Source organism: Salipiger abyssi (assembly GCF_001975705.1).
GTDB lineage: Bacteria > Pseudomonadota > Alphaproteobacteria > Rhodobacterales > Rhodobacteraceae > Salipiger > Salipiger abyssi.
This window is the reverse complement of record NZ_CP015093.1, coordinates 2,700,999-2,716,474: the sequence shown is the minus strand read 5'-3', so window position 1 is coordinate 2,716,474 and position 15,476 is coordinate 2,700,999. Positions and strand designations below refer to the sequence as shown.

At 65.6% G+C, this 15,476-nt stretch carries 13 protein-coding genes; 1 reads left to right on the top strand and 12 read right to left on the bottom strand.

Annotation, left to right across the window (positions count from 1 at the left end):
- Positions 1–130 precede the first annotated feature (130 nt).
- The 12 genes from adh to Ga0080574_RS16635 form a co-directional block, all read right to left on the bottom strand.
- The gene (gene adh / locus Ga0080574_RS16690) at positions 131–1,651 is read right to left on the bottom strand and encodes an aldehyde dehydrogenase (protein ID WP_076702310.1); all 1,521 of its coding nucleotides are present in this window, start codon (positions 1,649–1,651) and stop codon (positions 131–133) included.
- Between the two features lie 350 nt (positions 1,652–2,001).
- Positions 2,002–2,436, bottom strand: coding sequence for a hypothetical protein (locus Ga0080574_RS16685; RefSeq protein WP_076702306.1), 435 nt, complete (start codon positions 2,434–2,436; stop codon positions 2,002–2,004).
- 64 nt (positions 2,437–2,500) lie between these two features.
- Positions 2,501–3,544 (bottom strand): NAD(P)-dependent alcohol dehydrogenase, encoded by a 1,044-nt coding sequence (locus tag Ga0080574_RS16680; protein WP_076702303.1) that lies wholly within the window; start codon positions 3,542–3,544, stop codon positions 2,501–2,503.
- A gap of 63 nt (positions 3,545–3,607) precedes the next feature.
- On the bottom strand, positions 3,608–5,239 hold the full coding sequence (locus Ga0080574_RS16675) for a molecular chaperone GroEL (RefSeq protein ID WP_076702300.1): 1,632 nt from the start codon (positions 5,237–5,239) through the stop codon (positions 3,608–3,610).
- A gap of 65 nt (positions 5,240–5,304) precedes the next feature.
- Complete coding sequence (locus tag Ga0080574_RS16670) at positions 5,305–6,105, bottom strand: iron-sulfur cluster assembly protein (RefSeq protein ID WP_076702296.1); 801 nt, start codon at positions 6,103–6,105, stop codon at positions 5,305–5,307.
- Between the two features lie 4 nt (positions 6,106–6,109).
- Positions 6,110–7,132, bottom strand: coding sequence for an amidohydrolase family protein (locus tag Ga0080574_RS16665; protein ID WP_076702293.1), 1,023 nt, complete (start codon positions 7,130–7,132; stop codon positions 6,110–6,112).
- 35 nt (positions 7,133–7,167) lie between these two features.
- Positions 7,168–8,247: an NAD(P)-dependent alcohol dehydrogenase gene (locus tag Ga0080574_RS16660; protein WP_076702290.1), complete on the bottom strand. Its 1,080-nt coding sequence runs from the start codon at positions 8,245–8,247 to the stop codon at positions 7,168–7,170.
- Between the two features lie 65 nt (positions 8,248–8,312).
- Complete coding sequence (locus Ga0080574_RS16655; RefSeq protein ID WP_076702286.1) at positions 8,313–8,687, bottom strand: MmoB/DmpM family protein; 375 nt, start codon at positions 8,685–8,687, stop codon at positions 8,313–8,315.
- 23 nt (positions 8,688–8,710) lie between these two features.
- Positions 8,711–9,775, bottom strand: coding sequence for an aromatic/alkene monooxygenase hydroxylase subunit beta (locus tag Ga0080574_RS16650; protein ID WP_076702282.1), 1,065 nt, complete (start codon positions 9,773–9,775; stop codon positions 8,711–8,713).
- Positions 9,776–9,826: 51 nt separating this feature from the next.
- A complete protein-coding gene (locus Ga0080574_RS16645; protein ID WP_076702278.1) occupies positions 9,827–10,885 on the bottom strand; it encodes a 2Fe-2S iron-sulfur cluster-binding protein in 1,059 nt (352 codons plus the stop codon).
- 80 nt (positions 10,886–10,965) lie between these two features.
- Positions 10,966–12,630 (bottom strand): aromatic/alkene/methane monooxygenase hydroxylase/oxygenase subunit alpha, encoded by a 1,665-nt coding sequence (locus Ga0080574_RS16640; protein ID WP_076702274.1) that lies wholly within the window; start codon positions 12,628–12,630, stop codon positions 10,966–10,968.
- A gap of 532 nt (positions 12,631–13,162) precedes the next feature.
- A complete protein-coding gene (locus Ga0080574_RS16635; protein WP_076702271.1) occupies positions 13,163–14,419 on the bottom strand; it encodes an RNA polymerase factor sigma-54 in 1,257 nt (418 codons plus the stop codon).
- Between the two features lie 92 nt (positions 14,420–14,511).
- Here Ga0080574_RS16635 and Ga0080574_RS16630 point away from each other — a divergent pair, with 92 nt between their 5' ends.
- Positions 14,512–15,468 carry a hypothetical protein gene (locus Ga0080574_RS16630; RefSeq protein ID WP_076702267.1) on the top strand — a complete coding sequence of 319 codons (957 nt, stop codon included), beginning with the start codon at positions 14,512–14,514 and terminating at the stop codon, positions 15,466–15,468.
- Positions 15,469–15,476: the final 8 nt, after the last annotated feature.

The window sequence follows — 15,476 nt, the reverse complement described above, 5'->3', positions numbered from 1 at the left end:
GGTGCCTTTGGGGAGGGAGAGTGTGAAGAAAGGCACCGCAGGAGGGTGCCGACGCGCTCCCGAAAGCGCATCGGCACCGGGTCCGGCCCGGGCGACAGTTGACAAGCCGCGCCCGGGACGGGAGGAGCTCTTAGAAAAAGCCCAGCTTGTTGGGGTTGTAGCTCACCAGCATGTTCTTGGTCTGCTGGTAGTGGTCGAGCATCATCTTGTGGGTCTCGCGACCGATGCCCGACTGCTTGTAGCCCCCAAAGGCCGCATGCGCCGGATAGGCGTGGTAGTTGTTGATCCACACCCGGCCCGCCTCGATGTGACGGCCGAAGCGGTAGCAACGGTTCGCATCGCGGGTCCAGACGCCGGCGCCGAGCCCGTACATCGTGTCGTTTGCGATGGCGAGCGCCTCTTCCTCGTCCTTGAAGGTGGTCACCGAGACGACCGGGCCGAAGATTTCTTCCTGGAAGACCCGCATCTTGTTGTGGCCCTTCAGGATGGTCGGCTGGATGTAATAGCCGTTCGCCAGATCGCCGTTGAAGCGGGCCGCATCGCCGCCCACCAGCACCTCGGCGCCCTCTTCGCGGCCGATGGTGAAGTAGGACATGATCTTGTCCTGCTGCTCGGCGCTGGCCTGGGCGCCCACCATGGTCTCCATGTCGCGCGGATCGCCCTGCTTGATGGCTTTCACGCGCTCGATGCAGCGGGCAATGAACTCCTCGTAGATATCTTCCTGAACCAGCGCGCGGCTCGGGCAGGTGCAGACCTCGCCCTGGTTGAAGGCGAAGAGCACGAAGCCTTCGACCGCCTTGTCGAGGAAGGCGTCGTCCTCGGCCATCACGTCGGAGAAGAAGATGTTCGGCGATTTGCCGCCCAGCTCCAGCGTCACCGGGATCAGGTTCTTGGTGGCGGCCTTCATGATGATGCGGCCGGTCTCGGTCGAGCCGGTGAAGGCGATCTTGGCGATGCGGTCGCTCTCGGCGAGCGGGCCGCCGACCTCGGCGCCGAAGCCGTTGACCACGTTCAGCACGCCCGCGGGCAGCAGGTCGGCGATGAGCTCGGCCAGCACCAGGATCGCGGCAGGGGTCTGCTCGGCGGGCTTCAGCACGACGCAGTTGCCGGCGGCCAGCGCGGGCGCCAGTTTCCACGCCGCCATCAGGATCGAGAAGTTCCACGGGATGATCTGGCCGACCACACCCAGCGGCTCGTGGAAGTGATAGGCGACGGTGTCGGCGTCGATTTCCGACATGGAGCCTTCCTGGCTGCGCAGAACACCGGCGAAATAGCGGAAATGGTCGATCGAGAGCGGGATATCGGCGGCGGTCGTCTCGCGGATCGGCTTGCCATTGTCCCAGGTCTCGGCCTGGGCGAGGAGCTCGAGGTTTTCCTCCAGACGGTCGGCGATCTTCAGCAGCGTGTTGGAGCGCTCGGCGGGCGAGGTTGCGCCCCAGGCCGCCTTTGCCGCATGCGCGGCATCAAGCGCCAGCTCGACATCGGCGGCATCGGAACGGGCCACTTCGCAGACGGTGCTGCCGGTGATGGGCGTGATGTTCTCGAAATAGCGGCCGTTGACGGGGGCCACGAATTTGCCGCCGATGAAGTTGTCGTAGCGGGCTTTGAAGGGAGAGGCGTATTTGCCTTCCGTTTCGGTCATGACGTTCATGGAAATCCTCCTTTGCGCCCGGGTCCTCCGCCCGGTGTGCCTCATACCTGCCGCGCGGAAGCGGCCGAGTCAGCCCGGGCGCGGCGGGAGGCAGGGCGAAACCGTCTCAGTTGCGAGACAGTCTTGTTGGAGAATGTGGTGCTAGAGGGAGAGAGAGGGCGTGTGGTGGGCAGATTGCCCACCCTACACGTGACGATGGCGCGCCTCTTGGCGTCTGCCTGCAAACGCCTGCCGGCAACACATCGCTTTGCGATCTGTGAGAGGCAGCCTCCGGCCTTGTCCCGCGCCGGGACATCTTTCGCATGTAGGGTGGGCAATCTGCCCACCGCCGCGCAAGGCACCGGCGCGGCTCAAAGCGCCGCACAGGCCTCCGGCTGTCCGTAGAGCCCCGTCACCAGCTCCCGGCGCAGCCGCGCGAGAAAGGCGCAGTCAGGGATCTCCTGCCGCAGACCGGCGCGCAGCGTTTCGGGCATGTCGACATAGCGTCGGTAGCCGAAGCCCAGCGCGGCGGCGTCGAGCATGGCGATCCCCGTCGCGACCTCCGGCGCCTCCCGCGCGCGGTCATAGCCAAGAAGCGCCCTGGCGTAGGCCTCATCGTGCAGCGCACCATGCGGGTAGAGATCGCGCGCCAGCAGGATCAGGCTCGCCATGTGGCCGGGCGCCAGATGCGCCAGCTCCATCGCCCAGCCGGCCCCGGCCACAAAGCCCGAGCCGATCACCAGGCCACCCGGCTCGCACATCGGCACCGGCGCGCCGGTCAGCGCGCCCGCATCCTGATGTCTCATCGCCTTCTCCCCCAGTCGGTCCGCGCCGGGACAGCCCCTGCCCCGGCGCCTGCATGTACATCGCTCAGGGCACGATCACGCCGCGCCCGGTAAAGCGGCGGTGTTTGAAATCGTCGATGGCCTGGTTGATATTGGCGAGCTTGTACTCGGTCTGATGCATCTTCACCTTGCCGTCGGCGTTGAGCTCCATCAGCTCCACCAGCTCGATGTAATCGCCCACGAGGCTGCCGCCGATCTTGATCTCGTTGACCACGAATTCCAGCGTCGGGATCTCGATCTTGCCGCCATAGCCCACGACGATCAGCTCGCCGCCCTGGCGCAAAAGCTTCCAGCAGATATTCTCCACCCCGAGCTCGCCAACGAAGTCGATCACCACATGAGCACCGCCGCCGGTCACCTCCTTGACCTGCTCGATCAGATCCGGCCCGCCGTCGAGCACCACATCCGCGCCCAGCTCCTTGGCCAGCACCTGCGCCGCCGGTTCGCGGTCCACCGCGATGACCCGCCCGCCGCTCATGTGCTTGAGGCATTGCAGCGCGATATGGCCAAGCCCGCCGATGCCCAGCAGCACTGTCCAGGCACCGGGATAGGTGAGCTTGGCGGCTTTCTTGGCGGCGCGGTAGGCGGTGATGCCGGCATCGGCCATGGGCGCCACCTCCAGCGGCGTGATGCCGGTGTTGAGCTTGATCACCGAGCTTTCGGAGGTCTTGAAATACTCCGCAAACCCGCCGTCGAGCCCGAGCCCCGGAAACAGCCCGTGGTCGCAATACATGTCATGGCCGTAGCGGCAGTTGAGACAGATGCCGCAGCTCCGGTGCGGATGCACGATCACCGCGTCGCCCGGCTTCACCGAGGTCACGGCGCTGCCGACATCCTCGATCCAGCCGGCATTCTCGTGACCCATGATATAAGGCAGGAGCGTGCCCTCGCCATCCATGATGTCTTTCCAGACGCCCTCGATGATATGCAGGTCGGTGCGGCAGAGCCCCGCCGCGCCGACCTTGACGACCACCTCGTTCGGGCCGGTGATCTCGGGGGGAGCGACGTCCTCGATCTTCAGCTCGACATTCATCGCGGGGTCGTATTCGTAAAGTCTTGCAGCCTTCATCTTTGGCCTCCTTTCGGTCGGAACGGGCCGCGCGCCCCTTGCGGCGCGCGGCGGCGACAGGGGTCAGGGACGGCCGAGCAGCTCGGCACCGCCACCGAGGGCCGGGCCTTCGGTCGGGTCGGCCTCGCCCTCGTCGAGATCGCCGACCAGGGTTTCGGTGGTCAGGATCAGCGTGGCGACCGAGGCCGCGTTGACCAGCGCCGAGGCGGGCACGCGCGCCGGGTCGATGATCCCGGCCTCGTACATGTCGCCATAGGCGCCGGTGGCCGCGTCATAGCCATGTCCGGGCGCGCCGGCGGTCACCGCCTCGACCACCTGCTCGGCATCGGCACCGGCATTCGACGCGATGCGCCGCAGCGGCTGGGTCAGGACCGAGCGCACGAGGTCGATCCCCTTGCCGATATCGCCGATGGCCGAGAGATTGCCGAGCACCGGCGCGGCCTGCGCCAGCGCCGTACCGCCACCGGCGACAACGCCGTCATCGGCGGCGGCGCGCACCGCGCAGAGCGCATCCTCGATGAGCTGGATCTTGCGCTTCTGCTCCACCGGGGTGAAGCCGCCGGCATAGAGGATCGCGCTGCCGCCCGAGAGCTTGGCCAGCCGCTCGCGCAGCTTGTCCTGCTCGATATTGGGCGGTGCCACATCGTACATGCGCTGCACCTGGTTGCGCCGGGCGACAACCGCCTGCGGATCGCCCTGCCCGCGCAGCACGCTGGTGGTCGATGCGGTGGCGCGCACCATCTCGGCACCGCCGAGCTGGGCGCGGGTGACGGCCTCGATCTTCTTGCCGAGATCGCGGGCCAGCACCTCGCCGCCGGTGATGATCGCCAGATCGTCCATCATCGCCGTGCGCCAATGGCCGTATTCCGGCGGGTGCACGATCAGGAACTTGCCGGCGCCGCCATTCTCCAGCAGCCGGATCACCACCTCGGGGGCGATCTCCTCGGCGACGATGGCGAGCGGGCGGCCCTCCTCCTCGGCGATGGCGATGGCATTGTCCAGAACCGACGGCTGGAGGATCTTTTGATCGGTCAGCAGGATCAGCGGGTTGCGCAGCACCGCCTCCATATGCTCGCGATCGGTCACCATGTGATGCGAGATATAGCCGCGCTCGAATGACATGCCCTCCATCACATCCATGGTGGTCTCGATGGTGACGCCGAAATCGGCGGTGATCACCCCCTCACGCCCGACCCGACGGAAGGCCTCCGCCACCAGATCGCCGAGCTCGGGATCGGTCGCCGAGACCCGCGCCACCGCCTGGAGATAGTCCGGATGCGCGGCGCAATCGCGTGCGCTTTCGTCGATGGCGTTCACGATGCGCTCCACCGCCATGTCGATGCCCTTGCAGAGATCGACCGGTTTCACGCCATTGTCGGTGAGCGCCACGCCGCGCTGGATCAGCGCGTTGGCCAGAACGATGGCGGTGGTGGTGCCGTCACCCGCCACCTCGTTGGTCTGCATCGAGACCTCGCGGACGACCTGCGCGCCCATGTTCTCGAAGCGGTCGGTCAGCTCGATCTCGGACGCGATGCTCACCCCGTCGCGGGTGATGAGCGGCGTGCCCACGGGCCGGTCGACCATCGCGTTCAGCCCCTTGGGTCCCAGCGTCGGCTCCACCGCCGCCGCCAGCCGCGCAACCCCGCGCGCCAGCGCCTTGCGGGCGAATTTTCCGTGTACAAGCAGTTTGGCCATAGTGTCCTCCTTCGCCGTGCAGCATGCCGCCGGCGTCCTCCCAGAATTCTTGTTGTGTCAGTCGCTTACTTGCGCGCCGCCTCCTCGCGCGGCGGCACCCGGCCCAGCATGAAATCCACCAGCGTCGGGCCGTCGGCGCCGATCTCCACCTCCTTGTAGCGGGTGGAGGCGAGGCCCCGGCACATGGCGCCGTTGAACTCCATGCTGATCCGCGTGCCCCGAAGCCGGTCGAGATGCGCCGGAAGATCCGCGGCCGTGATGGGCTGCCCGTCCCAGGTCGGAAACGCCGGAGCATCCGGGGTATCCGCCAAACCCTGGGTTTCGAGCAGATCGCGGTAACGCGCCGCCTGCCGGATCTCGTCCTCGCTGCCGAAGACCACGCGGTCGAGCGCGCCCATGGTCATCGCGACGATCTCCTCCGCCCCGAGGCCGCGCCGGCGCAGACCGCGCAGCACCACCTCCTGGCGCCGGTCGAAGGCCTTGGCCATGAACTTCTCGACCACCTCGCCCAGATCGGCACCGTCGCAATATTCGGCAAAGACCTCGCCGAAGGCCCGCCCGCTGTTGACGCCCTCATTGACCTGATCGCCGAAGCAGTGGTCGTTGAGCCAGACCTGCACCTCGCGCACCCAGGGCAGCGCACCCACCTCGCGGCGGATGCCGAAGGCCATGAGAAAGGCGAAGTTCGGCGAGCACCAGTAGGTGGGAAGCCGGAACTCGACCTCCACCCGACGGGCGTCGATGACCTCCAGACGCTCGACGAAGCCCATATCGGTGATGGGTTCGTCGAGCTCCGGATCGGTCACCATCTCCAGGCATTCCCAGACCTCGGTTTCGAGATCCGCCCTGATGATGTCCGTCAGCATGGCCTCACTCCGCCGCGATCTGCACCGGGGCGCCGGCGAGCTCGGATGTCTTGGCCGCCACGTCGATGCCGTAGAGCTTGGCGGCGTTGAGCCCGAGGATCTTTTCCTTGATCTCGTCGGTGAGCTGCACGCCGCGCTCCTCGGCGATGTCGTCGGGAATCTGGAAATTCCAGAACTTCTCGACCAGCCAGCCCGGCGTCCAGATCGCGTAATCCGAGCCGAAGAGGATACGGTCCTCACCCACCCAGAACAGCAGCTCGGCGATCATCTCGGCGAAATAGCGCGGCCGGGCGTGGATGAAGGGCAGCACCACGGCGAGCCCGCCATAGACATTGCTTTCCTGCACCGCGATCCAGCAGAAATCGTCCAGCCGCGGCTGACCGCAATGCTCGACGATCCAGTTGAGGTTGGGGAAATCGGTGGCGGCGTAGTCGACGTCATGCACGTCGAATGCATCCTTCGACAGCGGAATGATCGTCGGCCCCTTGTGGACATGGATGTTCTTGATGCCCAGCTTCTCGCAGAGCTCGAAGCACTTGTAGGCCTGCGGATCGTTCAGCGCCCAGCCCTTGGAGGCCCCGTTCCACTCGGCGGTGTACATCTTCACGCCGGTGATATTGTGCTCTTCCTTCATGTAGTGGATGTATTCCAGCGCCTTCTCGCCATCGCGCGGATCGAATGCGCCGTTAACGATAAAGCGCTCGGGGTGACGCTTGGCCATTTCGGCGGTGCGCTCGATGCAGCCGAAGCCTTCCTTGTAGAAATCGCCCAGAACGGTGGTCTGCACGATGGCCATGTCGTCGGGACCGTCGACGAAGAGGTCGCGATAGATGTCGTCCTCGGAGTATTTCTCGAAGCGGGCCTTTTCCCAGAGATGCTCCGGCGGGCTCAGGTTCGTGTGATAGGCATAGAAGCAGTCGATGAACTGCTTGCCATGGATATTGGCCTGGTTCTCGGGGCTGCCGTCCCAGAAATGGGTGTGGCCGTCGAGAACGAAGATCTCCTTGCCGTCCGGTGTCTTGTACATGATGTCCTCCCTTTGAGTTTAGCGAACCTTGAAAATCAGGTCGTGATCGCGACCTTCAGCACCCCGTCGCGCTGGTTGCCGAAGAGGTCGTATGCATCCTCGATCTGATCGAGCGTGTAGCGGTGGGTGACGAGCCCCTTGAGATCGACGCGGCCCGACCGCACCACGTTCAGCATCCGCCGCATGCGCTCCTTGCCGCCGGGGCAAAGCGCGGTGCGGATGGTCTTTTCGCCGAGCCCGGCATCGAAGGCGTCGAGCGGGATCTTCAGGTCGTCGGAATAGACGCCCAGGCTCGACAGCGTGCCGCCGGGGCGGATCACCCGCAGCGCCGCCTCGAAGGTGGCCTGAAGGCCCAGCGCCTCGATGGCGACATCCACGCCGCGCCCGTCGGTCAGATCCATGATCGCGCCAGCCGGGTCGTTCGACGCACCGATATTCACCACCTCGTCGGCGCCCATCTTCTGCGCCATGGCCAGCCGTTCGGGGATACGGTCGACCGCGATGATGCGGCTTGCGCCCATCAGCCGGGCGCCGGCGGTGGCACAAAGCCCGATGGGCCCCTGAGCGAACACAGCCACCGTGTCGCCGATCTTGATGCCGCCATTCTCGGCCCCGGCGAACCCCGTCGACATGATGTCGGGGCACATCAGCACCTCTTCGTCAGTCAGGCCGTCGGCGATGGGCGCGAGGTTGGCCATGGCATCGGGCACCAGCACATATTCCGCCTGGCAGCCGTCGATGGTGTTGCCGAATTTCCAGCCGCCGATGGGCTTCCATCCGTGCTTGGTGCCGGCACCGTCCTGCGAGCAGTAGCCACACAGGCAGGCGTGGCTCCAGCCGGAGGGGGTGATCGCCCCGGCGATGACGCGCTGGCCTTCGCGGAAGCCGGTCACGGCAGAGCCCAGCTTTTCGATAATGCCGACGGGCTCGTGGCCCACGGTCAGCCCCTTGGCAACCGGGTACTCGCCCTTGAGAATATGAATGTCCGTTCCGCAGATCGTCGTCGTGGTGACGCGCATCAGCGCGTCGTTGGGACCGACATCGGGGATGGGCTTGTCGTCCAGAACGATGCGCCCCTTCTCGGCGAAGATCGCGGCTTTCATCATGGCAGGCATGGCAGGTCCTATTGTCTGTTGAGGGAATGGCGGGCGCGGCTGACCGCGCCCGCATCACGAAGCGATCAGATGTACTCCATCACCTCGTCCATATCCCCGAAGAGGATCACCGTGTTGTCGTCGATGCGGACCATCCGCCCATAGTGGGTGGAGGTGTTCACCTCGAAGATCTCGGCGGTCATCTCGCGGCCGAGGAACTCGGTGATCTCGTCCATCTTGAAGATCAGCTTGCCCTCGCCGTCGATCCGGATGGTCGCCGGGTTGTAGGTGACGGTCACGTTGGGGTCGTTCTCCTCCATGAACTCGGCGATGGCGCGGGCCTCGACGCTGTCGTTCATGGTGACCCCGCATTCGTGCGAGATTTCACGGCTGCTGAGGTCGATATCCTTCATCGACTTGAAGATGTTCTTCTTCGAAGCGTCGCGTGCGGCTGTCGACATGGTCTGTCTCCTCTTCCCTGTCGTTAGCGGTTGAGGCCGAGTTCGCCGAGGATCTGGCCGATGCGCTCATGCGACACCGCCTTGACGTCCTCGAAGGAGACCGGCTTGGAATGGGGCTGCGACCAGATCGGTTGCAGCGCGGCGGCGGCCTTGTCGGCCAGATCGCCATGCTTGTTGACCCAGCTCTGGAACAGCGCCCTGTTCTGGGCGCCATAGGTCTCGTCATTGGCCAGCAGGTAGATGAGGTCGATCGTGTTCGCGAGATTGCGCTCGTAATCGGCCTCCGCCGCCGAGATCACCGGGGGCGTGATGAAATCGTTGTTCGCCGCCGCCGCCTGCATGAAGAAACCCGAGCGGATCAGCTCGCCCACCAGCGGCTCGAAGACGATATTGATGGCGAAATACTGCTCGAGATAATCCTCGCAGCCCATGATCGTCTCGATGGCCTCGCGGCAGGGCTGCCAGATCGGATCTTCCAGCCAGGTCTTTTTGCCGAGCTCGTCGTCCCAGCCGTCGATATCCATGCCGATCTCGGCGAGGTAGAGCGTGATGTCCTGCGCCAGCCGCATCTTGTAGGACGAGTTGGTCAGCGTGGCGTTGTTAATCATCTGGGTGTAGCCGTAGCGCTGCGCCTGCATGAGCGAGGTGCCGAGGCCGAATTCCGCGTGTTTCCACGCGCCCAGATGCTTTTGCAGGATCTTCGCCCAGTTGGCATCGAAGGCCGCCGGCGCGCCGGCCTTGCGGGCATTGGCGATGACCGCCTGCACCATGGTCTCGATCTTCGACTGGCGCTGGTAGTGCGTGCGCTCCCATTCCTGGTCGGGCGCGCGGAAGGCGTGCCAGTTGGACGATTGCGCCCGCGTCTTGTCCTTGGTGTAGGCGCCGCCGCCCTTGCCGCCCTCGAACTCGATGATCCAGTTCTGAATGAGGAAGCGCTCGGGATCGGGCTGCACGTCGACGGTGACGTCCTCGTAATGCGTCGCCCGCTTGCCGCGCGGCTCGAAGTAGTTGTATTTGCGGCTTTTCGAGCCGGCAAAGATGGCGGCACCCGCCGCCCCGGACCCGACCGAGCTTGATGTTGCTACCATGGTAGCCTCCCTTGTCTGCTGTTTTTCACGTCACTTGCGTTCGAGCCGGTTTCAGTGGCCCGAAGAACCGGAAGTGGGGGTGAACCTGTCGTAGAAGATGCGATCCGTGTCGAAATCGTGCATGAAGAGCACCGGCGTCAGCGCGTCGATCATCGGCGGCGGACCGCAGGCATAGACATCGCCCTCGCCGTCGATCCCCAGCGCCTTGAGCCGCCGGTCGACCGCCTCGTGCACGAAGCCGCGCTCGCCGTCCCAGCCGTTGCCCTCTTCCTCGTGGCTGAGCACGGGGATGAACTGCACATTCGGGCAGGTCTCGGTGACCGCGCCGATCTCGTCGAGCTTGAAGAGGTCGGCCTGGGTGCGGGCACCGTAGAAGAAATAGATTGGACGGTCCTCGCCGCAGGCGACCTGATCGTTGAGGATCGACCAGACCGGCGACATGCCCGAGCCGGCGCCGACCAGGATCACCGGTCCTTCGCGCTCTTCCCGCCGGAAGCACATCCCGTAGGGTCCTTCGACGGAGACGTCGGCTCCGGCGCGGATTCCGCCGTCGTCGAGCTCGTTGGAGAATCGTCCGTCGGGGTATTTCTTGATGATGAAGGAGAGTTTCTGGGCTTCGCTCGGCGGATTTGCCATGGAGAACGAGCGTGTAATCTCCTCCCCTTTTTCCGTCCTGACTGTGATGTCGACATATTGGCCCGCCCAGAATTTCAAAGGCGCATCCAGTTCGATCTGCACGCCCCGGATGTCGTGGGTCAGCTTCTGGAAATCGACGATCTTACCGGAATACTGCTTTACCGGAATGGACTTGGAGAGCACCTCCTCGTCATAGTTCAACAGCTCGATCTCGATATCGCTGTAGGCGAGCGTGCGGCACATCAGGATGTGGCCGCTGTCCTTCTCCATGTCGTTCAGCGCGAAGGTGGAATATTTCAGCAACTCGGACTCGCCGTCGAGCTGCACGCATTTGCAGGCCGAACACTGCCCCTCCTTGCAGCCATGCGGCAGTGCGATGCCCTGGCGGAAAGCGGCGTCGAGCACGGTCTCTCCCTCCTCGACCTCGAATTCCACGCCGACGGGCTCCAATCGGACGGTATAGATATCCGTCATCTTCAGTCTCCCTGGGTCCGCCGTGCCTCTTGCGGACACGGCTCTGGCGGGGAGGCCGGCGCGCGGCCTCCCCCGATGGCTCAGTTGCAAGGATTGATGGTGAAGCCCTTGCGGTACTCGGCGATATGCGCGTCGCGGTCGGCGGGCGACATGGCGCGCAGCGCGTTGAGCGGCGAGGCCAGCGTGTGGCCGCGGACATGCTCCAGCTTCCACATGTCCTTGTCGTCGAAGCGCAGATGCGGCTGCGGCACCAGGGTCTGACCGTCCTCGCGGACGAAGTTCAGATCGGTGATCGCGTCGGCCAGATCCCAGCCGTCATAGACCGTTTCCCACTCGCGCTTGCCCGAGAACTTGCCCATCGCGGGCGTCGGACGGCCCTGGTACTCGTCGGCGAATGCCTCGACGGCGGTCCAGCGGTCCAGCTCATGCGCGAAGGTGTGCAGCTGGCCGTCGATCTCGTCGACCACCATGTCTTCGCGGATGAGGCAGGGCACCAGGCAGGACCAGCAGCGATGCGGGTAGACGTAGCCCACGTCCTCGTTGAACACGAGCACCTTCTCGCCCGGCTTGCTGAGCTTGTCGTACCATTTCCAGAACTCACCGAACTCGGCATACCAGCCCGGATACTTGTGCTCGAACCACTCGAAATCCTTCTCGGTCTGGGCCTCGATCCGCCAGAAGTTCACCGGCCAGCCGACCGCGAAGAACTGTGCGACCTTGTGGACATAGTTCTTTTCGGTGATCCGCTTCCAGGCTTCCTGGACGTCGTCGTGATGCACCTTCACGCCGTATTTTTCGAGCGGCAGCATGTAGGTCCGGTAGTAGTCTTCAAAGATCCAGCGGTGCCACATCTCCGCATAGGATTCCTTGTCCTTGTCGCGGTTGGTGGTGCCGTATTCGATGAAGGTGCCGATGGCGGCATCGACGATGGCGTGGTTCTGCCAGAAGGCGTAGCGCAGGTCGCGCTCCAGAAGCAGGTGGTTCTCCGGCTCTTTCAGCGCGGCCATCAGCATCGAGTGGCCGTTGCCGATATGGCGGCTTTCGTCCGACTGCACCGACAGGAACACCGTGGGCAGCGCGTAGTCGCCATTGCGGGCGGCTTCCGACGGCATGGCCACGAAGAGCGTGTTGGTAAAGGCGGTCTCGGCAACCACGGTCAGATACATGCAGGCCGAAGTCATCACGTCACCGGTGATGAAGCCCTCGCCGAACTGCCGGCCGATGGTGGTGGCGTAGCACTTGCCAAAGGCTTCCTCGGTGATGTCGAAGCCCGCCGGGTCGATATAGTTCTCCATGTACCACTTCTTCAGGTTCATCTGAATCGTGGAGTGGCGGAACTCGTCGACCATCTGCATGGTGAAGCCGGTGCGCAGGTCTTCGCCGGGAGCGAGGCGGGCGACCATGGCCATCGACCGGGCAGCCGAGATTTCCGGGAACGGGATGATCGCCAGGAAGAGCTTCATCCATTCCACCCAGCGCGGTTCCACATTGCGGAACATGTCGCCGCGCAGCGCCGCGTCGAGCGCACCGTAGACCCGGTTGTCCTTTTCCTCCTGCATCGGGAAGTAGGAGCGCAGAACCTGCTTCATCGGATCGCGCGGGGCCTTGGTGATCTTGTAGTCGGTGGGGAAGGTCGATGCCTCCTGGACAAAGGTGGGGTTCCAGCCGAGATCCGAGATCTTCTTCGTGGCCTCCCCGACCGAAATGCCACGCTGAGACGTGATCTTGTTCAACGTCAAAGTCATGCCATGAGCCTCCTTTCAAGCTCGGCGACCGTGTTCCGGCCGCAGGTCAGACGGCTTGCGCCGCCGGTTGATGGCCCGGCAACCGGAACGGTCGCGGGCGCCGGTCACGGCAAAGGTTGCTGAGCCCGCGCGTCACGGGCGATTGCCTGGGGGCATAACCGGGCCGGAAATGGGGACCGGGCCGATTGTCCATGACGCGCTGCGGCATCCTCTCCTTCGTTCTTGGGACGGTCCCTTGAGGGCCGTTCGTCTTGTGCCAATCCAATAGGCACGCGCTGTTCCAGAACGGGGGAGAGGGCGGCGTTTCGCAGGGCTGCGAGCGCAATCACCTGAAAAACCTACATTCTTTTTTAAATTTTTTTCGCAGGGTGCCGGGCGGCTCTGTTAGCGCCCACTGCGACTGCCTTCCGTGGCGTTAAGAAGCGTTACACCGCCCGCAAAACCGTTGCGCCGGGCATTACAGATGGACAGTGCGCGGCGTTACACCACGGCCCCGCCAGGCCATGCCGCAATGCAGAAAAACTGTGGGAAATCAGGCGCGTCTGCGCCGCAGCGCAGCGGGCGCATAGCCCGCCTGCTGGCGATACTTGGCCACCATGCGGCGCGAGATGGTGATGCCCTCGGCCAGCAGCAGCGCCACCAGTCGCGCGTCGGAAAGCGGCGCCGCCGGATCCTCGGCGCCAAGATGCGCGCAGAGCCGCGCGGTGACCTGCGCCCGCGAATGCGCACCCGTGCCCTTCGAGGCGGCGCCGGCGCAAAGCACACGGGCCGCGATCACCCCCTGTGGCGTGTCGAGCAGATAGCCGTTCAGCACCCGGCTCACTGTGCTGGGATGAAAGCCCGTCGCCGCCCCCAGCCCGGCCATGGTGAGCGGCGCCAGCGCCTCGGCGCCGTGGTCGAAATAGCCCTGCTGGCGCGCGACCAGCGCCGCCAGCACCTGGCGCATCGCCGACTGCCGCAGCGCCATCGCCTGTTTCAGCATCCGCGCCTGTTTCTGTGCCTCCGCCAGGCTCTCCGTCCGTGCCCGGTCGGGCAGTGCCCGCACCTCCAGCTCCGGCTCCGCCCCGCGCAAGAGCCGCACCTGCCAGCCCTGCGCGCCGCGCTCCACCGCCGCATCCGGCGCGCGCCCGAGCGTCGGGTCTGACGCAAAGCGCGCCCCCGGTTTCGGATCGAGCCCGCGCAGCACGGCCAGCCCCTCGGCCACCGCCTCCACCGTCAGCCCGACGGTCCGCGCCAGCGTCGCCGGCGTGCCGCGTTCCAGCAGGCCGAGATGCGGCAGCATCGCCGCGAGCGCCGGCGTCATCGCCTCGCGCTCCTCCAGTTGCAGGCGCAGGCATTCCGCCAGATCGCGGGCAAAGAGCCCGGCGGGCGAGATCCGCCGCTGCACCAGCGCCAGCACCCGCTCCATCACGCTCGTCGCCACACCCAGCCGCGCCGCCAGCGCCTCCAGATCGCCGCCGAACCAGCCGGAGGGCTCCAGTTCTTCGATCAGCGCGGTGACCGCGCGCGCCATCGGCCCGCCGCCCGCCAGCAACGGCGTGAGCTCGTTTGTGGCATGCGCAAAGAGGCTCGACGCCTCGGCGGCGGCCACCGCCTCCAGCACATCGGTCGCAGCATTGCCGATAAACAGCCGCCGGCGCGGGCGCGAGATCCGCAAGAGCGGGTTCACCTGCGCCACCTCCAGCAGATGCTCCGTCAGCTCGGCTGCACTCATGCGCAGGAGCGTCATGGACTGGCCCAGCACAAAGCTCTGGCGCGTTGTGGTGACGAGGCCGAGACCCGGGGTCATCGCCCCCTCCCTGATGCGAGGGCAGAAATCGCTGGTCGGATTTCCCCCGCGCTTGCTATCCTTGCCGAACCGCAGATCCGCGGAGGACGCTTATGAGCCATGACGATATGATCGGTGCGGTGACCACGCTGCACCACGCCCCGCCGGAACTGTCCTATCCCGGCCTCTCGCCGCAATTGCTGGCGCGGGTGCGTCAGCTCTGGTCGGCGCGAGGGCTGGATTTCGACCGCGCCTGGGCGCGCGGCGTGCGCAGCCTGCCCGGCTTTCGCGCCCTGCCCCGCCCCGATGGCGCGCCGAGCAGCGCGCAGGTGGATCTGGTGTTTCTCTTCGATCAATGCGTGATCTGGCTGCGCGCCCTGCATGCGGCGGCGGCGCTCGGCCGCCGGCAGGAGAGCGAGGGGCTCGACCCGGCGCAATGGCACGGGCTCGCCGCCGTCTCGGCGCGGCTCACCGATCAGGTCTCGGCGCTGCGGCTGCTGGCGCTGACCGGGCTGCCGATGCAGGCGATGCAGATCGCGCGCTCGGTCTCGGAAGATGTGGATATGATGCTGGTGCTGCTGGCGCGGCGCAAACTCGCGGCGCGCTTCACCGCCTGCCGCGACGTGGAAGAGGCCAATGCCTTCTGGCGCCGCCACATCGCAGGCGGTCGGGCGTTTCGCGCGATCACCGAAAAGCTCTACGATGTCGGGCTCGATTACTCCGCCGATACGGACTACGCGCGCTGGCGCCGGCAGGTGCTGGCGGTGCTCGGGGCTGCGGTGCATGGCACCGCGCTCACCCCGCCCAGCGGAGACCCGGCGCTGCGCAACGACGATTCCGTCTATTTCTGTGCCTTTCGCATCCATGAGCTTTGCGCCTATGCCCAGCTGATCCGCCCCGCGCTGACCGGGGCGCTGGACCGCGCCGCCGATGAGGCGGCGCAATCGGGTCTCGCCGATGACGGGCTGGCCGCGCTGGCCGCCCCGCTGAGCGCTGTGCTGCTGAACCAGATCCAGAGCCTGCCGCAGCCCGCCGCCCCCCGCGCAACGCGGGAGGCCCCGCGGCACTAGGCGACGCG